This window comes from Saccharopolyspora sp. CA-218241 (genome assembly GCF_050954615.1).
GTDB lineage: Bacteria > Actinomycetota > Actinomycetes > Mycobacteriales > Pseudonocardiaceae > Saccharopolyspora > Saccharopolyspora cebuensis.
Genome location: NZ_CP191860.1, coordinates 2917881 through 2942134 on the forward strand (window position 1 = coordinate 2917881; position 24254 = coordinate 2942134).

A 24254-nucleotide genomic window follows, 5' to 3' on the forward strand; every position below is an offset into this window, starting at 1 on the left:
TGGTCAGTTCGCGCGCACGCCCAGGCGTTCGGCGAGCAGGGACGCCAGGTGCACCGCCCGGGTGCCGGTGGCCTGGTGCAGCTGGGTGCGGCAGCTGAACCCGTCGGCGACGACCTCGGTGCCGGGCTCGGCGGCGCGAACCGCGGGCAGCAGGCCGTGCTCGGCGCAGGCCATCGAGACCTCGTAGTGGCCGCGTTCGAATCCGAAGTTGCCCGCGAGCCCGCAGCACCCGGAGTCCAGCACGTCGGCCCGCACGCCGGAGGCCGCCAGCACCGCGCGGTCGGCGCCGAACCCGAGGTCGCTGTACTGGTGGCAGTGCATCTGCACCAGCGCCGAGCGCTCCGCCTCCGGGGTCGGGTGCTCCGGCAGCGCCGGTTCGACCCACTCGGCGAAGGTCCGGGTGGCGGCGGCGAGCGCGGTGACCGCCGGATCGTCGGGGGCCAGTTCGAGCGCGTCGGTGCGCAGGAAGGCGGTGCAGCTCGGTTCGAGGCCGATCACCGGCAGGCCCCGGTCGAGCGTGCGGGCGGTGCGGGTCAGCGCCGTGCGGGCGGTGCCGAGCTGGCCGGTGGAGTACCACGTCAGCCCGCAGCAGACGGGGGAGCGGGGGAGGGTGACGGAGTGGCCGAGGGCTTCCAGGGCCGCGACCGCGTCGCGCCCGATGCCGGGGTCGAAGTGGTTGGTGAAGGTGTCCGGGAACAGCAGCACCGAGGGCGATCCGGTGGTGCGCCGCGGCGCCCGCCGGGACCACCACGCCTGTAGTGTCCGGGGCGCGGGTTGCGGGATCGCGCGCCGCGGATCGATCCCGCCGAGGCGCTTGAGCAATCCGGACGCCGGCCCGGAAAGCAGCCGTCCGGTCAGCCGCGGCGCCCGGGCTCCCAGGGCCAGCCACAGCGGCAGGAACCCCATCGAGTAGTGCGCGGCGGGCCGCACCCGGTGCCGGTAGTGCCGGTGCAGGAACTCGGCCTTGTAGGTGGCCATGTCGACGTCGACCGGGCAGTCGGTCTTGCACCCCTTGCAGGACAGGCACAGGTCGAGGGCGTCGCGCACCTCGGGGGACCGCCATCCCTGGTCGACGACGTCCCCGGCGAGCATCTCGAACAGCAGGTGCGCCCTACCACGGGTGGAGTGCTCCTCGTCGCGCGTGGCGCGGTAGCTCGGGCACATCACCCCACCTGTGGTGTTCAGGCACTTGCCCATGCCGACGCAGCGGCGGGTGGCGGCGGCGAGGTCCCCGCCGTCGGCGTGCAGGGCCAGCTCGGTGCGCCCGTCCACGCGCGGCGGCGCGACCAGCAGCCGCAGGTCCGCGTCCAGCGGGCGGGGGCGGGCGATCTGACCGGGGTTGAGCAGCCCGGCCGGGTCGAAGGCGTCCTTGAACCGCTCGAACGCGGCGATCACCTCGGGCGGGTACATCCGGGACAGCAGCTCCGAGCGGGCCTGCCCGTCACCGTGCTCGCCGGAGACCGAGCCGCCGTGCGAGACGACCAGGTCGGTGGCGGCCTCCAGGAACCGGCGGTAATCCGCGGCACCCGCCGCCGCGCTCAGGTCGAAGTCGATGCGCACGTGGATGCAGCCGTCGCCGTAGTGGCCGTAGGTGATGCCGCGGCGCCCGAACCGCTCCAGCAGCGCGTCGAACTCCCGCAGGTAGGCGCCCAGCCGCTCGGGCGGCACCGCCGCGTCCTCCCAGCCCGACCAGCGTTCGGAGCCCGCCATGCGCGTGGAGTACCCCGAGCCCTCCTCGCGGATCTTCCACAGCGCGCCGGTGCGGGCGGGGTCCACGTGCACCGCGCTCTCGGCCCGCCGGCCCATCGCCCCGACGACCTGCTCGGCGGCGCGCCGCGCGGCGGCGGCGTCCGGACCGCCGGTCTCGACGAGCAGCCAGCTCCGCCCGCCGGGCAGCAGCGCCAGCGCGGGGGAGCGCGGGTTGCGCCGCCGCACCACGTCGACGAGCTCGGCGCTGAGCCCCTCGATGGCCAGCACGTCCAGGCCCCGCAGCCGGGGCACCTCGTCGGCGGCGGCGTAGGTGTCGGGGAAGCCCAGCACCGCCACGGCCCGGGCCGGTGGCGCCTCGACCAGCCGCACGGTGGCGCCGAGCACCGTCGCGCACCCGCCCTCGGTGCCGACCAGCGCGCGGGCCAGGTGGAACCCGTTCTCGGGCAGCAGCTGGTCCAGGTTGTAGCCGGAGACCCGGCGGGTGAGGTCGGGGAACGAGGTCCGGACCAGGTCGCCGACGTCGTCGCGGAGGGCCCGCAGCTCCCGGTGCAACGCGCCGATCCGGTCCTGGCGCGCGCAGCGGGCGTCGAGCTCGTGGTCCGGGGTGGCGCCGACCTCCAGCCGGGTGCCGTCGGCGAGCAGCACGTCCAGCGAGTGCACGTTGTCGACGGTCTTGCCCCAGGCGACCGAGTGGGTGCCGCAGGAGTTGTTGCCGATCATGCCGCCGAGGGTGCAGCGGCTGTGCGTGGACGGGTCGGGACCGAAGGTCAGGCCGTGCTCCCCGGCGGCGGCGCGCAGCGAGTCGAGCACCACTCCCGGCTGCACCCGCGCGGTCCGCCGGTCCGGGTCGATCTCCAGCACGCGGTCGAGGTGGCGGGCGAAGTCCAGCACGATGCCGGTGCCGCAGGCGTTGCCCGCGATGCTGGTCCCGGCGCCGCGGCTGGTCACCGCGACGCCGTGGCGGGCGGCGATGTCCACCGCGGCGAGCACGTCGTCGGTGCTGCGCGGGAACACCACCCCGGTGGGCACCTGCCGGTAGTTCGAGGCGTCGGTGGCGTACAGGGCGCGGGTGCCCGGATCGAACCGGGCCGGTCCGGACACCGCCGCGCGGAGTTCGGCGGCGAGGGCGGGGGTGGTGCTGCCGAGGGTCATCGAAACCACGCTCCGACCGGTGTGGGGCACGTCCTAGCGCAGTCTGCCGCCCGGCTCCCCTGTAGAGGAACAACGACACGGCGGGTCGATTTCTGTATGGAGGCGATGGGCGCGTCGATCAGCGGAGCGGATACTGTCGCGGCTGGCGAGACGGGCTCGCCGACGATCCGGAAGGAGATCCACAGTGGCACGGTCCGTACTGGTGACCGGCGGCAACCGGGGCATCGGTCTGACGATCGCCAAGGCGTTCCAGGACGCCGGCGACAAGGTCGCGGTCACCCACCGCGGATCGGGAGCTCCGGAGGGGCTGCTCGGGGTGCGTTGCGACGTCACCGATCCCGAGCAGGTCGCCGCCGCCTTCGACGAGGTCGAGGCGGCGCACGGACGGGTCGAGGTGCTCGTCGCCAACGCGGGGATCACCGACGACGGGTTGCTGCTGCGGATGGGCGAGGAGCAGTTCAGCCGAGTGCTGGAGGCCAACCTCACCGGGTCGTACCGGGTCGCCAAGCGCGCGGCGAGCAGCATGTTGCGCCTGCGCCGCGGCCGGATGATCTTCATCTCCTCGGTGGTGGGGCTGTCCGGGGGCGCCGGGCAGGTCAACTACGCGGCGAGCAAGGCCGGGCTGGTCGGCATGGCCCGCTCCATCGCCCGCGAGCTCGGGTCGCGCGCGATCACCGCGAACGTGGTGGCGCCCGGGTTCGTCACCACCGACATGACCGACGAGCTCTCCGAGGACCGCAAGCAGGAGATCCTCGGCCAGATCCCGCTGGCCCGGTTCGCCGCCACCGAGGAGGTCGCGGGCACCGTGCGGTGGCTGGCCTCCGACGAGGCCGCCTACATCACCGGCGCGGTCATCCCGGTCGACGGCGGTCTCGGGATGGGCCACTGAGCGGTCCGCATCGGACGGTCCGCGGGCCGCGACGGCCCGGAAACATCGCAACGCAGGTGCCGACGCGCCCTGCACACGCACAGCGGAGGAAGCACGTGAGCGGATTGCTCGAAGGCAAGCGGATCCTGGTCACCGGGGTGATCACCGACGCGTCGATCGCGTTCCACACCGCCAGGGTGGCCCAGGAACAGGGCGCCGAGGTGGTGCTGACCGGGTTCGGCCGAATGCGCCTCGTGGAGCGGATCGCCGAGCGGCTGCCCAAGCCCGCCCCCGTGCTCGAGCTCGACGTCACCAGCACCGAGCACCTGGACAGCCTGGCCGACCGGGTGCGCGAGCACGTCGACGGCCTCGACGGGGTGCTGCACTCCATCGCGTTCGCCCCGCAGTCCTGCCTGGGCGCCGACTTCCTGGCCGCGCCGTGGGAGGATGTCTCCTCGGCCCTGGAGGTCTCCGCCTACTCGCTGAAGTCGCTGGCCACCGCGACGCTGCCGCTGATGGACCGCGGCGGGTCCATCGTGGGCATGGACTTCGACGCCCGGGTCGCCTGGCCGGCCTACGACTGGATGGGCGTGTCCAAGGCCGCCCTGGAGGCGACGTCGCGCTACCTCGCCCGCGAACTCGGTCCGCGCGGGGTGCGGGTGAACCTGGTCTCGGCCGGTCCGGTGCGGACGATGGCCGCCAAGTCCATCCCCGGGTTCTCCGAGCTGGAGGAGAGCTGGGGCGACCGCGCGCCGCTGGGCTGGGACGTCAACGACCCGACCCCGGTGGCCCGTTCGGTGTGCGCGGTGCTGTCGGACTGGCTGCCCATGACCACCGGTTCGATGGTCATGGTCGACGGCGGCGTGCACGCGCTCGGCGTCTGAGGGTCGTCCCCTCGCGGACCGCCGCGCCCCACCGGGTCGCAAGCTCGGGCTCCGGTGGGGCGCGGCGGTTCCGCTGTTCGTCGGGAGGGCGTCGGTACCCCGGGTGAGCGGCGGCTGGCCCGGCCGGTGGCCGGTGGGGCCCCGGATGCGCGGATCCGGTAGCGCAGCGTCATCATGGACGGGTGAGCTTTGACGCGCTGCTGTACTTGTCGTTCGGCGGGCCGGAAGGCCCGGAGGAAGTCCGCCCGTTCCTGGAGAACGTCACCAGAGGCCGCGGGGTCCCGCCGGAGCGGTTGGACGAGGTGGCCGAGCACTACCTGCACTTCGGCGGGGTGTCGCCGATCAACCGGCTGAACCGGGACATCATGGCCGAGCTGGAGCGGCAGCTCGCGGCGCAGGGGCGGGAACTGCCGCTCTACTTCGGCAACCGCAACTGGCACCCGATGGTCGAGGACACCGTCGGGCGGATGGCCGAGGACGGCGTGCGGCGGGCGCTGGTGTTCGCCACGTCGGCGTGGGGCGGTTACTCCGGGTGCAAGCAGTACCACGAGGACATCGCCCGGGCGCGCGCCGCGGTCGGGGAGGGCGCACCGGAACTGGTCAAGCTGCGCCAGTTCTTCGACCACCCGCTGTTCGTCGAGGCCAACGCCGACGCCATCCGGCGGGCGACCGAACAGCTCCCGGCGGAGCTGCGCGAGCAGGCGCGGCTGGTGTTCACCGCGCACTCGATCCCGGAGCGCGCCGACGAGCAGCCCGGTCCCGACGGCCGCCCGCACTGGTACTCCCGCCAGGTCGCCGAAGCCGCGCGGCTGGTCGCCGAGCAGCTCGGCGCGCAGGGCCACGACGTGGTGTGGCAGTCCCGGTCGGGACCGCCGGAGGTGCCGTGGCTGGAGCCCGACATCGTCGACCACATCGAGGTGCTGCACGCCAAGGGCGTCCCCGCGGTGGTGGTGAGCCCGATCGGCTTCGTCTCCGACCACCTCGAGGTCATCTGGGACCTCGACAACGAGGCGAAGGAGAAGGCCGACGAGCTGGGCGTGGGCTTCGCCCGGGCGGCGACGGTCGGCACCGACCCGCGCTACCCGGAGCTGATCGCGGAGCTGGTCAGCGAGCACCTCGACGAGGCGGCTCCGCGCAAGCTGTCGTTGCTGCCCGCCGCCGGGTGCAGCCCCAACGGCGAACCCTGCGCCCCGGGCTGCTGCTGACCCAGGCGCACCGCGCCCCGGAGGGGTGAAGGAGTCGGAGTGAGGGGCGCCCTTGCCCCAGCATCTGGGACAAGGGCGCCCCTCACTCAGCTCCCGGACGGGTGAAAGCCGGTGGCCGGGGTGTCGGGTCAGTGGTTGTCGGCGTGCTGGGCGAGCTCGCGGACCATTTCCGCGACCGCGGCCCGGCGGGCGGTGCGCACCGAGTCGAACAGCGGGCGCAGCGCCTGGGTGCGGCCGCGCATCGCCGAGGCCGACAGCGCGCCGCCGGGGGCGTCCTCGGTGGCCACCCACAGGATCGCGGCGACCTCGGTGGCGCGCTGCAGCACCCGCAGCGCCCGCTGCGGGATCTCCGGCGGCCACGTCGCCGACGGCTGCGAAGCGACCGTCTCGGCGATCTCCTCCCGCACCCCGGGTCGGCGCTTGGCCACGCCGAGCTCGATCAGCGCGGTCGCCGCTTCGCGCATCGCCGAGGACATGCCGTGCTCGGCCTCGCCGATCGGCACGTGCTCGGCCGGGGGCAACTCGCCGGTGTCGAACGCGGTCCAGCGGATGATCCCCTCGGCCGCGGTCCGCGGGACCAGACCGATTCGCGGCTCCGGTAGCACCGCGGCTTCGCCCGCGCGCATCGCCTGCTTCCCGAACTCCCCGCCGCCGCCGAGACCGCGGGCATCGCCCGGGACCGGGAGGGCCAGTTCACCGCTGGCCGCACCGGCGCGGCGCAGCGCCGCCAGCAGCATCGCGGGTCCGGCGGGGGCGTCCTCGGGGCCGGGCAGGTCCAGCCGGGTGGCGAGCTCGTCGTCGGCGGCGCGCACCTCGTGCGACTCGGCCCACGGCTGGAGGGCATCGAGCACGTCGTCGGCGGCGACGGCGCCGTGCAGCCAGGCGGACGTCCAGACAACCATCGTTGCGCTTGCGCAGGGCACGTCGCCCAAGGGTAGAGATGCGGCACCGGCCGCGCCGCCGGGGGGAGGGGCGGTGCGATCTCCACCGGCGGGTCGCGCCCGCGCCCGTCGGGCGGGCGCACTACCGTGGCGCCCCGTGCGCTCGATGGACTACGGCGAAGACGTGCTGGCGGGGCCGCGGCGGCGACGCGTGCCCGAGATCACCGCCGAGGAGGGGCTGGTCGTCGAGGACCCGGCCAGCGGCTTCTGCGGGGCGGTCGTGCGGATCGACAAGGACGCCGTCGTGCTGGAGGACCGCCACGGCGCGCAGCGGCTGTTCCCGCTGCGCCCGGCCGGGTTCCTGTTCGAGGGGCGGCCCGCGACGCTGGTGCGCCCGGCCGCTCCCGCGGCGTCGGAGGGGACCCGGCGGTCGGCCTCCGGTTCGGTGCGGGTGGCCGACGTGCGGGCGCGCACCGCGCGGGGCAGCCGGATCTGGGTGGAAGGCGTGCACGACGCCGAGCTGGTGGAGCGCGTCTGGGGGCACGACCTGCGGGTCGAGGGCGTCGTGGTCGAACCGCTGCACGGCATCGACGACCTGGCGGGGGCGCTCGCGGAGTTCGGTCCGGAGCCCGGCAGGCGGGTCGGGGTGCTGGTCGACCACCTGGTCGCCGGCAGCAAGGAGGCCCGGCTGGTGGAGGCGGTGGACGACGAGCACGTGCTGGTCACCGGTCACCCGTTCGTGGACATCTGGGAGGCGGTCCGGCCGGAGGTGGTGGGCATCCGGGAGTGGCCGCGGGTGCCGCGCGGGACGGAGTGGAAGCGCGGTGTCTGCGCGGAGCTCGGCTGGGGCGAACCGGCCGACGGCTGGCGCCGCGTGCTGTCCGGGGTGTCGAGCTTCCGGGAGTTGCGGACCCCGCTGCTCACCGCGGTGGAGCAGCTGATCGACTTCGTCACCGTCGACGTCACGCGTTGATCACACCCGGGCGGAGCCGCCCTCGTCCGGGGGTGGCCTCTGCCACGATGAAGGCATGACTCCCGCTGTGCTGTGGTTGATCGCCGGGGTGGTGCTGGTGGCCGCCGAGGCGCTCTCCGGCGACTTCGTGCTGGTGATGCTCGGCGTCGCGGCGCTGGCGGCGGCGGGGGTCGATGTGCTGGGGGCCCCGCTGTGGCTCGACGCCGTGGTCTTCGCGGTGGTGTCGCTGGGGCTGATCGCGGTCGTCCGGCCGGCCATCAAGCGCCGGATGAACAACCCGCGCGAGCTCCGCACCAACGTCAGCGCGCTGGTGGGCAAGGAGGCCTTCGTGGAGTCCGAAGTGGACGCCAGGGGCGGCCGGATCCGGCTCGACGGCGAGGTGTGGTCCGCGCGGGCGCAAGGCGACGACGTGTTCGAGGTCGGCGAGCGGGTGACGGTGATCGAGATCGCCGGCGCGACCGCGGTCGTCGGCGCGGGGATCTGAGGAGGAAGACTTTGACCGAAATCATCGTGCTGGCGGTCGTGGTGCTGCTGGTGATCATCGTGGCGGTCAAGGCCGTCATGGTGGTGCCCCAGGCGCAGTCCGCGGTCGTCGAGCGGCTCGGGCGGTTCCGGGCGGTGGCCGACCCGGGGCTGAACTTCCTGGTTCCCTTCCTCGACCGGGTGCGGGCCCGCATCGACCTGCGCGAGCAGGTGGTCTCGTTCCCGCCGCAGCCGGTGATCACCCAGGACAACCTCACCGTCTCCATCGACACGGTGGTCTACTTCCAGGTGACCGATTCGCGCTCGGCGGTCTACGAGATCTCCGACTACATCATCGGCGTGGAGCAGTTGACCACCACGACGCTGCGCAACGTGGTCGGCGGGATGAGCCTGGAGGAGACGCTGACCTCCCGCGATGCGATCAACAGCCAGCTCAGGGGCGTGCTGGACCAGGAGACCGGGCGCTGGGGCATCCGGGTGGCCCGGGTGGAGCTCAAGGCGATCGACCCGCCGCCGTCCATCCAGGACTCGATGGAGAAGCAGATGCGCGCCGACCGCGAGAAGCGCGCGATGATCCTCAACGCCGAGGGCCAGCGGGAAGCGGCGATCAAGACCGCGGAGGGCGAGAAGCAGGCCGCGATCCTGGCGGCCGAGGGCGAGAAGCAGGCCGCGATCCTCTCGGCGGAGGCCGAGCGGCAGTCCAGCATCCTGCGCGCGCAGGGCGAGCGGGCCAGCCGCTACCTCCAGGCCCAAGGCCAGGCCAAGGCCATCGAGAAGGTCTTCGCCGCGGTCAAGCGCGGCAAGCCGACGCCGGAGCTGCTTGCCTACCAGTACTTGCAGACGCTGCCGCAGATGGCGCAGGGCGACGCGAACAAGGTCTGGATGGTGCCCAGCGACTTCGGCAAGTCGCTGGAGGGCTTCGCCCGGATGCTCGGTGCACCCGGTGAGGACGGCGTGTTCCGCTACGAGCCGCCGAAGGAGGAGGCGCCGCAGGAGGCGCCCGAGGACGAGGACGAGTCGATCCGCGCCTGGTTCGACACCTCGTCCACGCCGGAGGTCGCCGAAGCGGTGCGGGCGGCGGAAGCCGTGGCCCGCAAGGAGGTCCCGGCGCCGGGGATGCTCGGCGAGCCGGGAGCCCTCGGGCAGGCCCCGGCCTCCGCGCCGCCGGCCCGCCCGGACCAGGCCTGAGCACCGGTCTCCCGCGCGGCGGTGGGCGCCTCGGAAGGGTGCCCACCGCCGCGTCGCGTCAGCTCCCGGCGTAGGTGCCGAAGCTGAAGGTGTTGCCCTCGGGGTCGCGCACCGAGAAGTCGCGCGAGCCGTGGTCCTGGTCGTAGGGGCGCATCAGGACCTCGGCGCCGGCCACCACCGCCCGCTCGAACAGCGCGTCGGGGGAGTCGGTGACCAGGTACACCGCGGCCGACCCGCGCGGCTTGCCGAACGGGCTGGCCGGGTCGGTGGTCCCCAGCATGACGCCGCCGCCCAGTGGCCAGCGCAGCTCGGCGTGCACGATGCCGCCGTTGTCATCGGGCACGACCAGCGCTTCGGTGAACCCGAAGGCTTCCACGAGGAACCGGAGGCCTCCGGGCTCGTCGTCGTAGGGGATCAGCGGCCAGATGGGTACTCGTCGCGCTTCGCTTTCCATGGCGCCAGCATGACCTCGTCGGCGCCGGATCGCTGCGGATTCCGGCGCACCGGATTTGTTTGTAATGTTGATGACTTCAGTGTCGACCAAAACTAACCCGATCACGAACCAAGCCCGAAGCTCAAGGACAAGGGGTCAGCCCTCGTCTTCGGGATCGAGGTAGGAGCCGCCGGAGATGCCCAGGCCGCGCAGGGTTCCCACCAGGTGTTCGCGCAGGCGCCGCTTGGCGAGTTCGGGGTCGGCGTCGCGGAGGGCCTCGGCGAGACCGCCGTGCTGGTGGGTGATGCGCGGCCGCGCGGTGTGGGTGCGCGCGGTGGCGGTGATCCGCATCTGCTTGTCCCGCAGCGCGGTGTAGAGGTCGGTCACCACCGGGTTGCCCGCGGCGGCGACGAGGTGGGCGTGGAAACCGCGGTCGGCCTCGTGCAGCGCGGCGTCGGTGAGCTCGCCCGCGTCGCAGGCCGGGTGCTCGAGCAGTTCGCGCCCGACGGTGCGCATCGCCTCGGGGCCTTCGGTGGCCAGCTTGTCGATGGCGAAGCTCTCCATCGCCAGCCGGGCCTCCAGGACCGCGCGGGCCTCCAGCGGTGTGACCGGCAGGACGAGGGCGCCGCGTTTGGGGTAGAGGCGCAGGAAGCCCTCGGCCTGCAGGCGGAGGAACGCCTCGCGGACCGGGGTGCGCGACATCTCCAGCGCCGTGGCGATCTCGCCTTCGGACAGCAGGTGGCCGTCGGGGAAGCCGCCGTCCAGCAGTCCTGCCTTGACGTGCCGGTAGGCGCGGTCGGCGGCCGGTGGTCCGGCCTCGGCGGCTGTGGCGGGAGACACGGGGTGGTGCGGTGTTGCGCTCGACACGCGGTCATCGTACTTGCACGCCGCTTGTATCTAAGCTGTATGCGAGTTCTCGTGGGGAGGTCCTGCCACCGTGACCCGAACGGTTCCGAGCGCACCACCGCGCAGCACCCGAGGAAGCCGCACCGCCTGGCTGGTGTGGGGCGTCGGTGCCGCGTGCTACTTCGCGGCGATGTTCCACCGCGCCAGCCTGGGCGTCGCCGCGCCCGCCGCGCTGGAGCGCTTCTCCGCGGGTCCGGCGGTGCTCGCCGTGTTCTCCGCGCTGCAGATGGGCGTCTACCTGGCGCTGCAGGTGCCCGCCGGAGTGCTGGCCGACCGGCTCGGCCCGCGCAAGGTGATCAGCGGCGGGATGCTGGCGCTGGCGCTCGGCTCGGCGGTGTTCGGGATCAGCGGCTCGGTCCTCGGCGGGGTCGCGGGCCGGATGCTCATCGGGTTCGGCGACGCCTTCATGTTCACCAACGTGCTGCGGCTGGCCGCGCACTGGTTCCCGCCCGCCCGCTACGGCCAGGTCGCCGCGATCACCGGGTTGATCGGCGGGCTCGGGCAGGTGCTGTCGACGGTGCCGCTGGCCGCGGCGCTGCACGGCTTCGGCTGGGTGCCGACCTTCGTCGGCGCGGCCGGGTTGACGCTGGCCCTGGCGGCGGTGGCGGCCGGGGTGATCCGCGAGCGGACCGACGAGCGGCCCGCCACCGCGCCGCCCCGGGAGCGGATCGGGGCGTCGCTGCGGGCGGTGGTCGCCCAGCGGGGCACCCGGCACGCGTTCTGGGTGCACTTCGTGCTGATGGCGCAGTTCGTGGCGTTGACGACGCTGTGGGGCCAGCCGTGGTTGACCGAGGCGCAGGGCCGCAGCCGCACGGAGGCGGGTTCGCTGCTGCTGCTGGCGGTGGTCGCGTTCATCGTCGGTTCCCTGGTGGCCGGTCAGTTCGCGGCGGGCCGGCCGCTGCGGCGGGACCGCTACGCCCTGGCGATGTCGGCCACCGTGGTGGTGGCGTGGGCGGTGCTGGCCGGGTGGCCGGGGGCGCTGCCGACCCCGCTGCTGGTGGCCGCGCTGGCGGTGATCGGGATCGCCGGGGGCGCGGCGATGCTCGCCTTCGACGGGGCCCGGCTGGCCAATGCCGAGCACCGCTCCGGCACGGCGTCCGGCGTGGTCAACATGGGCGGGTTCACCGCCGCGGTGCTGATCCAGCTCCTCGTCGGCGGTGTCCTGCAGGCGACGTCCTCGTTGCCGGGGCCGGTCGCCTACCGGTGGGCGTTCCTGCCGGTGGTGCTGCTGCTCCTGCTGGGAACGGTGGCGCAGGGCCTGTCGCGGGTCCGCGCCGCCCCGGATCGGGGATAGGGTCGGCCTCCTGTGGTGGCCAGGTCGGCCGACGAAGGCCGGCGGCAGTGATGGAGGTTTCGTGTCCGCGGCGCTGGAACTGGACAACGTGGTCGGCGGCGAGCGGGTGGGCACCCTGGCCGGGGAGCGCCTGCCGCTGGTGGATCCGAGCACCGGTGAGGAGTACGGGAGTTCCCCGCTGACCCGGTGGATGGACGTCGACGCGGCGATGGACGCGGCGGCGCGGGCCTTCGAGGGGTGGTCGCGGAGCACGCCGGGGCAGCGGCAGCGGGCGCTGCTGGCGCTGGCCGACGCGGTGGTGGAGCGCGCCGACGAGCTGGTGCTGGCGGAATGCCGCAACACGGGCAAGCCGTGGTCGGTGGTGCGTGACGCGGAGTTGCCCGCGGCGGTGGACCTGCTGCGGTTCTACGCGGGCGCGGCGCGGGTGCTGGAGGACGGTGCGGCGGGGGAGTACCTGCCGGGGCACACCTCGTTCGCGCGGCGGGAGCCGATCGGGGTGTGCGCGCAGACCGCGACGTGGACGCATCCGCTGCTGCTGGCCGTCGCCGAGCTCGCCCCCGCGCTGGCCGCGGGCAATTCGGTGGTGCTCAAGCCCGCCGAGACGACGCCGGTGACCGCGGTGCTGCTGGGGGAGATCGCGGCCGCGGTGCTGCCCGCCGGGGTGGTCAATGTGGTGTGCGGTGACCGGGACAGCGGTCGGGCGATGGTGGCGCACGGGGTGCCCGGGATGTTCACCATCACCGGCTCGGTGCGTTCCGGGATGGAGGTGGCCGGTTCGGTGGCGGCCGACCTCAAGCGGGCGCACCTGCAGTTGGGCGGCAAGGCACCGGCGGTGGTCTTCGCGGACGCGGACCTGGGGCGGGCGGCCGAGGGGATCGCGGTCTCGGCGTTCGGCGACGCGGGGCAGAGCTGCACGGCGGCCAGCCGGGTGCTGGTGGCCGAGGAGGTGCACGACGAGCTGCTGGCGGCGCTGGTGGAGCGGGCAGGGGCGATGCGGCCGGGGCCGCCGCAGGATCCGGACGCGGCGTTCGGCCCGCTCAACAGCGCGGGGCAGCTCGACGTGGTGCAGGCCCACTTGGAACGGTTGCCCGGGCACGCCCGGATCGTGGCGGGTGGTCGGCGCAAGGGGGAGCGGGGCTTCTTCCACGAGGCGACGGTGGTCGCGGGGGTGCACCAGGACGACGAGCTGGTGCAGAACGAGGTGCTGGGCCCGGTGCTGACGGTGCAGCGGTTCGCCGACGACCAGGAGGCGGTGGCGCTGGCCAACGAGGTGCGCTACGGGTTGGTCGCGAGCGCGTGGACGCGGGATCATGGCCGGGCGATGCGGATGTCGCGGGCGTTGCAGGCGGGCACGGTGTGGATCAACGCGCATCGCGGGCTGGTGGCGGAGATGCCGCACAGCGGTTTCAAGCATTCGGCTTCGGCGCGGGATTTCGGGCGTGCCGGCCTGGAGGAGTACACCCGGGTCAAGCACGTCATGTCCTGCTGGCAGGAGTGATCGGCAGTCCGCGGCTCGCCGGTAGCGACCCGCGGCGCCCCTGATGCCGGTACGGCTTCGCGGCCGTCCTCGCGAGGGCACCGCGGGGACGGCCGGAGATCGTGGTCAGCGGGGGGCGCGGCCCCAGGGGTGGGCCTGCTCGTAGGCGCGCGCGGCCCGCAGGACGAGGGCGTCGGCGTGGCGGGGGCCGACGATCTGCAGTCCGATGGGGAGTCCGCCGCCGGTGCGTCCGCAGGGGATGCTGGCGGCGGGCTGCTGGGTCATGTTGAACGGGTAGGTGAACGGGGTCCAGCTCGTCCAGCGCGGCCGGTCCCAGCCGGGCGGTACTTCGTGCCCGGCTTCGAAGGGCGGGATCGGCACGGTCGGGGTCAGCAGCAGGTCGTAGTTCTGGTGGAAGGCGCCCATGCGCTGTCCGAGCAGCATCCGGGTGTTGGTGGCTTCGAGGTAGTCCTGGGCGGAGTAGGTGAGGCCCTGCTCGGTGATCTCCCGGAGCCCGGGGTCGAGCTGCGTGCGCTGGTCGGCGGTGAGGTGCTGGACGGATTTGGCCGCGCCGGAGAACCACAGGACGTGGAAGTCCTCGGCGGGGTCGGCGAATCCGGGGTCGGCGCGTTCGACGGTGGCGCCGAGCGCGGTGAAGTGCTCGGCGGCGGTGGTGACGGCGCGGGTGATCTCGGGGTCGACTTCGACCCCGTCGAAGCCGAGGTCGAGGCTCAGCGCGATGCGCAGGCCGCGCACGCCGTCGTCGAGGCCGTCGAGGTAGGAGGCGTGCGGTGGTTCGAGGGCGGACCAGTCGCGGGCGTCGGGTTCGGCGAGGACGTCGAGCATGAGCGCGGTCTCGGTGACGGTGGTGGTCATCGGCCCGGCGTGGGCGAGGGTGCCGAACGGGCTGGCGGGGTAGTGCGGGATGCGGCCGTAGGTGGGTTTGAGGGTGCAGATCCCGCAGAACGACGCGGGGATGCGCACCGAGCCGCCGCCGTCGGTGCCGATCGCCAGCGGCGCCATGCCGAGCGCGACGGCCGCGGCGGCGCCGCCGCTGGATCCCCGGCGGTGCGGGAGGTGTCCCACGGGTTGCGGGTGGTGCCGTGCAGCGGGGAATCGGTGACGCCCTTCCAGGCGAGTTCCGGAGTGGTGGTCTTGCCGACGAAGACGGCGCCGTGCTCGCGGAGCCGGGCGGTGGTGGGCGCGTCGGGCGTGGCGGTGGGGGTGGTGGTGCGGGAGCCGCGCAGGGTCGGCCAGTGCTCGGTGAGGAAGATGTCCTTGATGGAGGCGGGGACGCCGTCGAGCTTGCCCCGGGGTTGGCCGCGCTGCCAGCGCTGTTCGGAGGCGCGGGCCTGCTCGCGGGCGTAGTCGGGGTCGACGAGGCAGTAGGCGTTGACGGCGTCGTCGGCTTCGGCGATGCGGTCGAGCACGGCGTCGGTGGCTTCGACGGGGGAGAGCTCCCCGGTGCGGTAGGCGGCGAGCAGTTCGGTGGCGGTGAGGTCGGCCGCGGTGCGGGTGGTGGTGTCCTGGGTGTGGGTCATTCAGTGCTCCGATCCGCTGACGTATCCCCGTTGCTTGTCGACCACGTTGCGCAGCCTCGCCCCGTCGGCGTAGTCGCGCAGGTTGGACAGGAACAGCGCGACGAGTTCGTCGGTCCAGCCGACGGTGTCGCCGGACATGTGGGGGGAGAGGAGCACGTCGGGCATCTCCCACAGGGGTGAGTCCGGGGGCAGCGGTTCGGTGTCGAACACGTCGAGCGCGGCGCCGGCCAGGCGGTGTTCCCGCAGCGCGGTGATCAGGTCGTCGGTGACGACGAGTTCGCCGCGGCCGACGTTGATCAGGCGGGCGGTGGGCCGGCACCGGGCGAGGACGGTGCTGTCGACGAGGCCGGTGGTCTGCTCGGTCAGCGGCGCGGCCAGGACCAGGTAGTCGACCTGGTCGAGGTGGTCGGCGAGGTCCGCGGAGCGGTGGACGTCGCCGAAGTCGGGGTCGCCGGTGCGGGCGCGGCGTCCCGCGCCGGCGACGGTCATGCCCGCGGCGGTGAGCTGGCGGGCGATGGCGCGGCCGATGGGGCCGGTGCCGACGACCAGCGCGGATTTCCCGGCGATGCGTTCGGTTTCGCGGTGCCGCCACTGCTTGCGGTCCTGGAGGCGGACGCTGGTGTGCAGGTCCTTGGCGAAGGACAGCACGGTGCCCAGGACGTATTCGGCCATCGGCTGGTCGAAGACGCCGCGGGAGTTGGTCAGCACGGTGTCGGAGTCCACGAGGGCGGGGAACAGCAGGTGGTTGACCCCGGCGCTGGCGGCGTGGACCCATCGGGGGCCGCCGGTGGCGGGCCAGGCGCGGGCGACGGCGTCGGACCGGAAGTCCCACACGAACAGCACGTCGGTGCCGGGCAGGGCGTCGGGGAGCTGGTCGTCGGTGACCTCGCGGACGTCGGCGACCGCCGCGATCCGGTCCAGGGACGGGGGCGGGGTTCCTGCGTGCAGGACGGCGACGGTGGGCGCGGGGTGGGTCATGGGGCGGCCTTCGCGGACGGAGGTGTGCGGTCCCCGCCGAGCGTGCCGGGAGGAGCGGCCGAGCCGGGGCATTGACACGCTAGGAACGCTTCGTACGATTGTCAACAATCCGCGTGGGTGCTCGTCCGGCGGCGAGGAGCACGGACCCGGAGTCATCACCCTCCCCGTGAACGGAAGCGATGTCGATGCCCAGGTACCTGACGATCACCCTGGAAAAGCGCGGGGTGTCCTGCGTGGCCGAGCTGCTGGACAAGGACGCGCCGCGCACCTGCGAGGCCGTGTGGCAGGCGCTGCCCCAGGTCGGGCCGGCGCACCACGCGAAGTACGCGCGCAACGAGGTCTACACGATGGTGCCGCGGTTCGCCGCGGAGGAGCCGGGGCGGGAGAACCCGACGGTCACCCCGATCCCGGGCGATGTCGTCTACTTCTCCTTCGACGGCGGGATGCTCGACCGCGGGTTCAAGGAGGAGAAGGACATCCACGAGCTGCCCGGCGTGATCGATCTGGCGATCTTCTACGGCCGGAACAACCTGCTGCTCAACGGTGACGTGGGCTGGGTTCCGGGCAACGTCTTCGCGACGATCGTGGAGGGGCTGGACCGGATGGCCGAGGCGTGCCACGACGTGTGGCGGTCCGGCAGCGTCGGCGAAACCCTCCGCTACGCGCGCCACACCGGGTGACGGGGGCGCGCGATGCCGCCTGAACCGCTGGGTGCGGTGGCGGGTCCGCAGCCGCAGCGCGGGATCGGGGTGATCGCCCCGTTCGACCTGGCGCTGGACCGGGAGCTGTGGCGGTGGGCGCCCGCCGAGGTGTCGTTGTACCTGACCCGCACCCCGTTCGTGCCGGTGCCGGTGACGGTGGAGATGGCGTCGTTGATCAGCGACGAGGCCGCCGTGCACAGCGCCACCCGGGATCTGCTGGTGCCGGAGCCGGAGGTGGTCGCCTACGCCTGCACCTCGGGCAGCTTCGTCGGTGGTGCGGTGGGCGAGCGGGCGCTGGTCGAGGTGATGCGCGACGCGGGTGCCCCGGCGGCGGTGACGGCCTCGGGGGCGCTGGTGGAGGCGTTGCGGTCGTTGGGCGTCGGCCGGGTGTCGGTGGCCTCGCCGTACGTCGAGGCGGTGTCGGAGCGGCTGGGCGGGTTCCTGGCCGACTACGGCGTCGAGGTGGTGGCCAACGTGGGTCTGGGTCTGCTGGGCCAGATCTGGAAGGTCGCCTACCGCGACGTGGTGGACATCGTGCGCTCGGCGGACCGCCCGGAATCGGAGGCGATGTTCATCAGCTGCACCAACCTGCCGACCTACGACATCATCGGCCCGCTGGAGCAGGAGCTGGGAAAACCGGTGCTCACGGCGAACCAGGTCACGGTGTGGGCGGCGCTGCGCGCGATGGGGTTGCGCGCGGTGGCGCCGGAGCAGCGGCTGCTGCAGGTGGTCGATGCGCCCGCCGCGTGACGAACAGGTCACGAACCCCCTTTCGCCGACGGGACGTGCGGTAACATTGTCGACAATCGACCGAGTTGATCGGTGGTCGTCGACGCCGTTGTCCGCCGTCCCGCCGGTTCCGCCGGCTGCCCGCCGGTGGTCCTGACGCACCCGACGACGAAGGAGGGAGCTCCCGGTGCCGTTCACCGCAGGAATTCTCTACCCCGGCTACAGCGCCGAAGACGACTACCCGACCTTGGCGGGGTTGCTGGGCGAAGGCTGCCGGCTGCCCCTGGTCCACACCGAGATGCGCGAGGACGCGCACCGCGTGGACGCCCTGCTGGACGTGGGCTCCCGGGAGGTGCTCGCCGACGGGGCCCGGCGGCTCCTCGACCACGGGGTGTCGTCGGTGCTGTGGGGCTGCACCAGCGGCAGCTTCGTGTTCGGCCCGGAGGGCGCCCGCGAGCAGGTCGAGAAGTTGCGGGCGGTCACCGGGCTGCCCACCTCCAGCACCTCGTTCGCGTTCGTCCGCGCCGCGCAGGCGCTGGGCGTGCGGCGGGTCGCGGTGGCCGCGACCTACCCGGCGGACGTGGCGGAGCGGTTCGCGGACTTCCTGGAGGCCGCCGAGCTGGAGGTGGTGCGGATGTCCAGCCGTGGCATCATCACCGCCGCCGAGGTCGGCACCCTGGGACGCGAGGAGGTCCTGGAGTTCGCGGCGGCCAACGACGACGCCCGCGCCGAGGCCCTGCTGCTGCCGGACACCGCGCTGCACACCGCGGCGTGGCTGGACGACCTCGAGGAGCGGGTCGGCAAGACCGTGCTCACCGCCAACCAGGTCACCGCGTGGGAAGCGCTGCGCCTGGCCGGTGATCGCGGTACGCACAACGGATTGGGAACGCTGTTCCGGGTGCCCGGCTGAGGGCGGCCCGGGCGGCCGGGGACGCGGAGGTCCCCGAACTGAGGAGATGGTGTTCTGGTGCTCGGGATCGAGGAGCATAACCAGCCAGGCGAATTAGAACCGGTGCAGCGCAAGTCGACCGCGGCGATCGTGGCCGACCAGCTCCGGGCGGCGATCATGTACGGGTCGCTGGCGCCCGGCAGCCAGCTCGGCGAGGCGGAGCTCGCGGCGCGGCTGGGGGTGAGCCGGGGTCCGCTGCGGGAGGCGATGCAGCGGCTGGTGGCCGAAGGGCTGCTGCGCAGCGAGCCGCATCGCGGGTTGTTCGTGATGTCCTTGGACACCGAGGACGTCGACGACATCTACCTGGCCCGCCTCGCGGTGGAGCGGGCGGCGTGCGTGCAGATCGTCCGCCACCACCGGGTCGAGGCGGTAGCGGAGCTGACCGCGGCGCAGAGCCGGATGGTGGCCGCGGCGGGCAAGGGCGATCCGATCGAGCTGGCCGACGCCGATCAGGAGTTCCACGAGACCCTGGTGCGGGTTTCGGGCAGCCCGCGGCTGCAGCGGATGGCCCAGACGCTGCTGGTGGAGAAGCGGATGTGCCTGACCGCGCTGCAGGACAAGTACCACGCCGACGTGCAGGCGCTGGTCGACGAGCACAAGGGCCTGGTCGATGCGATCGAGGCCGCCGACGAGGAGTTGCTGCTGGCGCGGTTGGAGGGGCACATGACCGACGCCCAGCACCGGCTCGGCGGTTCGATGACCGGCTGAGCCGGGACGGACGGCGGCGGGCGGCCCCGGGATCTCAGGGGCCGCCCGCCGCGTGCTCGGTGGCGCGTCACAGGCCGCCGATGGCGACGTACTTGGTCTCCAGGAACTCGTCGATGCCCACCTTGCCGCCTTCGCGACCCAGCCCGGAGTGCTTGGTGCCGCCGAACGGCGCCGCCGGGTTGGACACCACGCCCTGGTTGAGCCCGACCATGCCGGCGTCGAGCCGTTCCGACACCCGCAGGGCCCGCTGGAGGTCGCGGGTGTAGAGGTAGCTGACCAGGCCGTACTCGGTGGCGTTGGCGACGTCGACCACCGAGTCCTCGTCGGTGAACGGGGTGATCGGGGCGACGGGTCCGAAGATCTCCTCGGTGGTCAGCCGCGAGTCCACCGGCACGTCGGTGAGCACGGTCGGGGTGTAGAAGTAGCCGTCGCCGTCGGGGCGGGAGCCGCCGGTGACGACCTCGGCGCCCCGGTCGACGGCGTCGGTCACGAGTTCGGTGACCTTGCCGAGCTGGTCGGCGTCGATCAGCGGGCCGACCTCGATGCGGTCGGTGACGCCGCGGCCGATGCGCAGCGCGGACATCCGCTCGGCGAGGCGTTCGGCGAACGCGCCGACGACGTCGGCGTGCACGTAGAACCGGTTGGCGGCGGTGCAGGCCTCCCCGATGTTGCGCATCTTGGCCAGCATCGCGCCGTCGACCGCGGCGTCGAGGTCGGCGTCGTCGAAGACGATGAACGGCGCGTTGCCGCCGAGCTCCATCGACACCTTGAGCACCTGCTCGGCGGACTGCTCGATGAGCTTGCGGCCGACCGAGGTGGAACCGGTGAACGACAGCTTGCGGGCCCGCCCGTCGCGGATCATCGGCTCCATCAGCTTGCCCGCCGAGCGGGAGGTCACCACGTTGAGCACGCCGTCGGGCAGCCCGGCCTCCATCAGGATCTCGGCCAGCGCGAGCATCGACAGCGGCGTCTGGTGGGCGGGTTTGATCACCGAGGTGCAGCCCGCGGCGATGGCCGGACCGATCTTGCGGGTGCCCATCGCCATCGGGAAGTTCCACGGCGTGATCAGCAGCGCGGGGCCGACGGGCTGGCGCATCACCAGGAAGCGGCCGGTGCCGTTGGGGGAGGTGGCGTAGTCGCCGCCGATGCGCACGGCTTCCTCGGAGAACCAGCGGAAGAATTCCGCGGCGTAGGTGATCTCGGCGCGCGACTCGGTCAGCGGCTTGCCCATCTCCAGGGTCATCAGCAGCGACAGGTCCTCGTGGCGGCGCATGATGATCTCGTAGGCGCGGCGCAGGATCTCGCCGCGTTCGCGCGGCGGGTGCTGGGCCCAGTCGTGCTGCGCCTCGGCGGCGGCGGCCAGCGCGGCCAGCCCGTCGTCGGGGCTGGCGTCGGCGACCTCGCACAGCGCCCGGCCGGTGGAGGGGTCCTCGACCTCGTAGGTGGCGTCCTGGCTCGCGGCCCGCCACTTGCCGCCGATGAGCAGCTGCTTCGGGGCGTCGTCGACGACCGCGGCTTCGCGCGGGTGCTGTTCGGTCGTGGGAGTGCTCATGGTGGACCCTTCTGCTCGTGGGCGGTGGACACCAGCGCTGGCTGATGGTTGCATGTCAGGCAAGATTGTCAACAATCCTACGGTCTTCGACAGCTTGGAGTCGATCATGGCTGAGCTCTCGCCGGTGCTGAAGCAGGCGACGCCGGTGCTGGCCGCCCGCGGAGAGGGCGTGCACCTCTTCGACGAGCAGGACCGCCGCTACCTGGACTTCACCGCCGGGATCGGGGTGACCAGCACCGGCCACTGCCACCCGCGCGTGGTGGAAGCCGCCCAGCGGCAGGTGGGTACCCTGATCCACGGCCAGTACACGACGGTCATGCACCGCCCGCTGCTCGAACTCACCGATAGGTTGGGGGAGGTGCTGCCGAGCGGGCTGGACCGGGTCTTCTACTCCAACTCCGGCAGCGAGGCCGTCGAGGCCGCCGTGCGGCTGGCCCGCCAGGCCACCGGCAGGCAGAACGTGATCGCCTTCCAAGGCGGCTTCCACGGCCGCACCATGGGCGCGGGGGCGCTGACCAGCTCCGGGACGAAGGTGCGCGCGGGCATCGGCCCGATGATGCCGGGCGTGGTGTTCACCCCGTTCCCCGAGGCCTACCGGCACGGGTGGAGCGAGGCGGATGCGGTGCGCTTCGCCCTGGCCGAGTTCGACCGGCTGCTGGTGACCGTGAGCGCGCCGGTGGACACCGCGGCGGTCATCGTCGAACCGGTGCTCGGCGAGGGCGGCTACATCCCGGCGCCGCCGGAGTTCCTGACCGGGCTGCGGGAGCGCGCCGACCGCCACGGCATCCTGCTGATCGCCGACGAGGTGCAGACCGGGGTCGGGCGCACCGGGACGTTCTGGGGTCACGAGCGCGCCGGGATCACCCCGGACATCCTCATCACGGCGAAGGGGCTGGCCAGCGGGTTCCCGCTGTCGGCGATCGCGGCGCCGGAGGAGCTGATGGGGCGGGCGTGGCCCGGATCGCAGGGCGGCACCTACGGCGGCAACGCGGTGGCCGCCGCCGCGGCGCTGGCCACCCTGGACGTGGTGCGCGACGAAGGGCTCGTGGACAACGCCGCCGAGCAGGGCTCCCGGCTGCGCGAAGGGCTGCGCAAGGTCGCCGCCGAGCACCCGGTGATCGGGGACGTGCGCGGGCTGGGCGTGATGGTGGGCAACGAGTTCACCACGCCCGAGGGCACCCCGGACACCGAGACCGCCGGGCGGGCGCACCGGGCCGCCGCCGAGCGCGGCCTGCTGCTGCTGACCTGCGGTCCGCACGGCAACGTGGTGCGCATGATCCCGCCGCTGATCGTCACCGCCGAGCAGGTCGACGAGGCCGTGGGCCTGTGGGCCGACGCGGTCGCCGAGGTCGCCCCGCGCTGAGCACCGCACCCGCGGTGAGCGATCGCACTGCGTGGCCCCGCACGGCCGCTGACCAGCCTGGACGGGTGAGAGCTGATCACCGTTCGGTAGCGGTGCGTGCTTCGCTCCGGGCCTTCTGGGATGCTGCACGCCAGAGTTCGGCGCACCGGTCGTGGTGCGCCGGGGAACACGACTGGCGCAGGTGTAGAGGTCATGAGCGATTGGTCGGCGCAGCCGCCGCCGAGGTCCGGGCGGCCGCAGGGCGGCGGCAAGTACGACTACTACGGGGGCGGCCCGGCGCAGGACCGCCGACCGCCGCCGCCCCCGACGCGCCGCGACCCCCGCCCCCGCCGCGCGGGGGACCGCCGCCGCGCGGCGGGGCGGGGGGCGCCGCAAGCCCAAGCGGTGGGGGCGGCGCATCGGCGTCACCCTGCTCGTGGTGGCCGTGCTGCTGGGCGCGTTGGTGTTCTACGTCGACAGCATGCTGCAGCGCACCGCCGCGCTGGACTACGAGGGCCGCATCGAGGACACCCCGGGCACCAACTGGCTCCTCGTCGGCTCCGACAGCAGGGAGGGCCTCGACGAGGCCCAGCGGGAGGAGCTCTCCGCCGGTGACGCCGGCGGGCGCCGCACCGACAGCATGATGCTGGTGCACATCCCCGACGGCGGCGGCAAGCCCGCGCTGATCAGCTTGCCCCGCGACTCCTCGGTGCCGATTCCCGGCTATGGCCGGAGCAAGCTCAACGCCGCCTTCGCCCACGGCGGACCGCAGTTGCTGTCGCAGACCGTGGAGCAGGCCACCGGCGTCCACATCGACCACTACGCCGAGATCGGCTTCGGTGGGTTCTCGGACCTGGTGGACGCGGTCGGCGGTGTCGACATCTGCCTCGAGAAGCCGATGCAGGACCACCGCGCCAACGTCAACCTGCCCGCCGGGTGCCAGGAGCTCGACGGGCCCAACGCCCTCGGGTTCGTCCGGGCCCGATACTCGCTGGACGGCGGCGACCTCGAACGCGCCGAGAACCAGCGCAAGCTGCTCGGCGCCCTGGTCGACAAGGCGACCAGCCCGACCACCCTGCTCAACCCGTTCCGGATGTTCCCGCTGGTCTCCGGGGCGAGCAAGACCTTCCTGGTCGACGACGGCGACCACGTGTGGCACCTGGCGTCGCTGGCGCTGGCGATGGGCGAGATCAGCGGCCCCGGCGGCATCACCACCAGCGTCCCGTTCGGCGGGTTCGACACCGTCAACGGCCAGTCCGTCGTGGTGTGGGACCGGGAGAACGCGCTGCGGATGTTCGAGGCCGTGGCCAACAGCGAACCGATCCCCGCCGACCTGCTCGGCCAGTAGCGCGCGGGGCGGGCCACCGCTGCGGTGGCCCGCCCCGGCCCCGGGCGCAGGGATCAGGAGCGCTGGGATCAGGAGGCGAACCCGCGCAGTGCCGCGTAGTCGCCGTTGAAGGCATCCTGGCAGCCCGGGAACACGCCGCGGTCGCTGTGCTGCCAGATCGTGCGGTGCGTCCACCCCGCGGGCAGCTCACCCGGTCGCGGCGCGTAGCGGGCCATCCACAGCGGGTTGTTCGCCCCGAAGTCCGGGTTGGCGCCGGTGCAGTGGTTCCACCAGCTCGCCGTGGTGTAGATGACGGGGAATCGGCCCGTCCGCGAGTGGTAGGTGTTGCTGAAGTCGGCGATCCAGCGCGACATCGCCGCCGGATCCAGCCCGTAGCACATCTGCCCGTAGGGGTTGTGCTCGATGTCCAGCGCCCCGGGCAGGGTGCGGCCGTCCGGCGTCCAGGCCCCGCCGTTGTCGACGAAGTAGTGGGCCTGCGCGGCGCCGCTGGAGCGGTCCGGCAGCGCGAAGTGGTAGGCGCCCCGCACCATGCCCACGTCGTAGGAGCCGCGGTACTGCGCGTCGAAGGTGCTGCTGCGGAACCCGGTGCCCTCGGTGGCCTTGACGTAGGCGAAGCGGGCGCCGTCGGCCCACGCCCGCTGCCAGTTCACGTGCGGTTGGTGGCCGCTGACGTCCATCCCGGCCACTCCGCCCGCGGACCGCGCCCGCGGCGCCGGGGTGCCGCTGCCCTCGACGCTGTACCCGGCCCACGCCCCGCGCGGGTCGTCCGGGTCCAGTCGGGGGGTGGCGGGCTGGTCGGCGGCGACCGCCGGGGCGGCGAAGGCCAGCGCCGCGAGCAGCGCCGCGGCGGAGGCGACGGCGCGGCGCAGCGCTCGCCGCCCGCGGTGCTGCTCGGGGATCTGCGGACGTGCCACGGGGTTTCCCTCCTCGACGCGCATGGCTGCGGGGTCGT

Annotated in this window: 21 protein-coding genes and 1 pseudogene; 14 read left to right on the forward strand and 8 right to left on the reverse strand. The window is 73.3% G+C overall.

Features of this window, described 5'->3' with window-relative positions:
- Nucleotides 1–3: 3 nt before the first annotated feature.
- Nucleotides 4–2862 carry an FAD-binding and (Fe-S)-binding domain-containing protein gene (locus ACQP0T_RS13855; RefSeq protein ID WP_433873517.1) on the reverse strand — a complete coding sequence of 953 codons (2859 nt, stop codon included), beginning with the start codon at nt 2860–2862 and terminating at the stop codon, nt 4–6.
- A gap of 184 nt (nt 2863–3046) precedes the next feature.
- Between ACQP0T_RS13855 and fabG the strand changes: the two genes are divergently transcribed.
- The 3 genes from fabG (at nt 3047) to ACQP0T_RS13870 (ending at nt 5819) form a co-directional block, all read left to right on the forward strand.
- Nucleotides 3047–3751 (forward strand): 3-oxoacyl-ACP reductase FabG, encoded by a 705-nt coding sequence (gene fabG / locus ACQP0T_RS13860; protein WP_433873519.1) that lies wholly within the window; start codon nt 3047–3049, stop codon nt 3749–3751.
- Between the two features lie 95 nt (nt 3752–3846).
- Entirely contained in the window at nt 3847–4614 is a 768-nt protein-coding gene (fabI, locus tag ACQP0T_RS13865; RefSeq protein ID WP_345366379.1) for an enoyl-ACP reductase FabI, read from the forward strand.
- Nucleotides 4615–4796: 182 nt separating this feature from the next.
- The gene (locus tag ACQP0T_RS13870; protein WP_433873520.1) at nt 4797–5819 is read left to right on the forward strand and encodes a ferrochelatase; all 1023 of its coding nucleotides are present in this window, start codon (nt 4797–4799) and stop codon (nt 5817–5819) included.
- A gap of 128 nt (nt 5820–5947) precedes the next feature.
- Here the strand turns inward: ACQP0T_RS13870 and ACQP0T_RS13875 are convergent, their stop codons facing one another.
- Nucleotides 5948–6721, reverse strand: coding sequence for a hypothetical protein (locus tag ACQP0T_RS13875; RefSeq protein WP_433873522.1), 774 nt, complete (start codon nt 6719–6721; stop codon nt 5948–5950).
- A 136-nt stretch (nt 6722–6857) separates the two neighbouring features.
- On the opposite strand from ACQP0T_RS13875, the gene ACQP0T_RS13880 reads away from it, so the two are divergent.
- The 3 genes from ACQP0T_RS13880 (at nt 6858) to ACQP0T_RS13890 (ending at nt 9344) form a co-directional block, all read left to right on the forward strand.
- Nucleotides 6858–7673 carry a DUF3097 domain-containing protein gene (locus ACQP0T_RS13880; RefSeq protein ID WP_433873525.1) on the forward strand — a complete coding sequence of 272 codons (816 nt, stop codon included), beginning with the start codon at nt 6858–6860 and terminating at the stop codon, nt 7671–7673.
- Between the two features lie 55 nt (nt 7674–7728).
- Nucleotides 7729–8157: an NfeD family protein gene (locus ACQP0T_RS13885; protein WP_345366373.1), complete on the forward strand. Its 429-nt coding sequence runs from the start codon at nt 7729–7731 to the stop codon at nt 8155–8157.
- Nucleotides 8158–8234: 77 nt separating this feature from the next.
- Nucleotides 8235–9344, forward strand: a complete 1110-nt coding sequence (locus tag ACQP0T_RS13890) for an SPFH domain-containing protein (protein ID WP_433873712.1) — start codon at nt 8235–8237, stop codon at nt 9342–9344.
- A 58-nt stretch (nt 9345–9402) separates the two neighbouring features.
- Here the strand turns inward: ACQP0T_RS13890 and ACQP0T_RS13895 are convergent, their stop codons facing one another.
- Both ACQP0T_RS13895 and ACQP0T_RS13900 read right to left on the reverse strand, forming a co-directional pair.
- Nucleotides 9403–9798 (reverse strand): VOC family protein, encoded by a 396-nt coding sequence (locus ACQP0T_RS13895; RefSeq protein ID WP_433873527.1) that lies wholly within the window; start codon nt 9796–9798, stop codon nt 9403–9405.
- 135 nt (nt 9799–9933) lie between these two features.
- Nucleotides 9934–10617, reverse strand: a complete 684-nt coding sequence (locus ACQP0T_RS13900) for a GntR family transcriptional regulator (RefSeq protein ID WP_433873529.1) — start codon at nt 10615–10617, stop codon at nt 9934–9936.
- 97 nt (nt 10618–10714) lie between these two features.
- On the opposite strand from ACQP0T_RS13900, the gene ACQP0T_RS13905 reads away from it, so the two are divergent.
- Both ACQP0T_RS13905 and ACQP0T_RS13910 read left to right on the forward strand, forming a co-directional pair.
- Entirely contained in the window at nt 10715–11977 is a 1263-nt protein-coding gene (locus ACQP0T_RS13905) for an MFS transporter (protein ID WP_433873531.1), read from the forward strand.
- A gap of 61 nt (nt 11978–12038) precedes the next feature.
- Nucleotides 12039–13475 (forward strand): aldehyde dehydrogenase family protein, encoded by a 1437-nt coding sequence (locus ACQP0T_RS13910; RefSeq protein ID WP_433873532.1) that lies wholly within the window; start codon nt 12039–12041, stop codon nt 13473–13475.
- Nucleotides 13476–13580: 105 nt separating this feature from the next.
- Here ACQP0T_RS13910 and ACQP0T_RS13915 read toward each other — a convergent pair.
- Nucleotides 13581–14995: pseudogene (locus ACQP0T_RS13915) on the reverse strand (amidase).
- Nucleotides 14996–15973 (reverse strand): D-2-hydroxyacid dehydrogenase, encoded by a 978-nt coding sequence (locus ACQP0T_RS13920; protein ID WP_433873534.1) that lies wholly within the window; start codon nt 15971–15973, stop codon nt 14996–14998.
- A gap of 185 nt (nt 15974–16158) precedes the next feature.
- On the opposite strand from ACQP0T_RS13920, the gene ACQP0T_RS13925 reads away from it, so the two are divergent.
- The 4 genes from ACQP0T_RS13925 to ACQP0T_RS13940 all read left to right on the forward strand — a co-directional run bounded on the left by ACQP0T_RS13925 (nt 16159) and on the right by ACQP0T_RS13940 (nt 19060).
- On the forward strand, nt 16159–16653 hold the full coding sequence (locus tag ACQP0T_RS13925; protein ID WP_345366359.1) for a DUF3830 family protein: 495 nt from the start codon (nt 16159–16161) through the stop codon (nt 16651–16653).
- Between the two features lie 12 nt (nt 16654–16665).
- Entirely contained in the window at nt 16666–17424 is a 759-nt protein-coding gene (locus tag ACQP0T_RS13930; RefSeq protein WP_433873535.1) for a maleate cis-trans isomerase family protein, read from the forward strand.
- A gap of 166 nt (nt 17425–17590) precedes the next feature.
- Nucleotides 17591–18313 carry a maleate cis-trans isomerase family protein gene (locus ACQP0T_RS13935; protein WP_433873536.1) on the forward strand — a complete coding sequence of 241 codons (723 nt, stop codon included), beginning with the start codon at nt 17591–17593 and terminating at the stop codon, nt 18311–18313.
- A gap of 102 nt (nt 18314–18415) precedes the next feature.
- On the forward strand, nt 18416–19060 hold the full coding sequence (locus ACQP0T_RS13940) for a GntR family transcriptional regulator (RefSeq protein ID WP_433873538.1): 645 nt from the start codon (nt 18416–18418) through the stop codon (nt 19058–19060).
- A gap of 67 nt (nt 19061–19127) precedes the next feature.
- On the opposite strand, the gene ACQP0T_RS13945 is transcribed toward ACQP0T_RS13940, so the two are convergent.
- The gene (locus ACQP0T_RS13945; RefSeq protein ID WP_433873539.1) at nt 19128–20612 is read right to left on the reverse strand and encodes an NAD-dependent succinate-semialdehyde dehydrogenase; all 1485 of its coding nucleotides are present in this window, start codon (nt 20610–20612) and stop codon (nt 19128–19130) included.
- Between the two features lie 106 nt (nt 20613–20718).
- Between ACQP0T_RS13945 and ACQP0T_RS13950 the strand changes: the two genes are divergently transcribed.
- Both ACQP0T_RS13950 and ACQP0T_RS13955 read left to right on the forward strand, forming a co-directional pair.
- Complete coding sequence (locus ACQP0T_RS13950; RefSeq protein ID WP_433873540.1) at nt 20719–21975, forward strand: aspartate aminotransferase family protein; 1257 nt, start codon at nt 20719–20721, stop codon at nt 21973–21975.
- A gap of 418 nt (nt 21976–22393) precedes the next feature.
- Nucleotides 22394–23302, forward strand: a complete 909-nt coding sequence (locus ACQP0T_RS13955) for an LCP family protein (RefSeq protein WP_433873542.1) — start codon at nt 22394–22396, stop codon at nt 23300–23302.
- A gap of 68 nt (nt 23303–23370) precedes the next feature.
- Here ACQP0T_RS13955 and ACQP0T_RS13960 read toward each other — a convergent pair whose 3' ends face one another.
- Nucleotides 23371–24216 (reverse strand): lysozyme, encoded by an 846-nt coding sequence (locus ACQP0T_RS13960; protein WP_433873543.1) that lies wholly within the window; start codon nt 24214–24216, stop codon nt 23371–23373.
- Nucleotides 24217–24254: the final 38 nt, after the last annotated feature.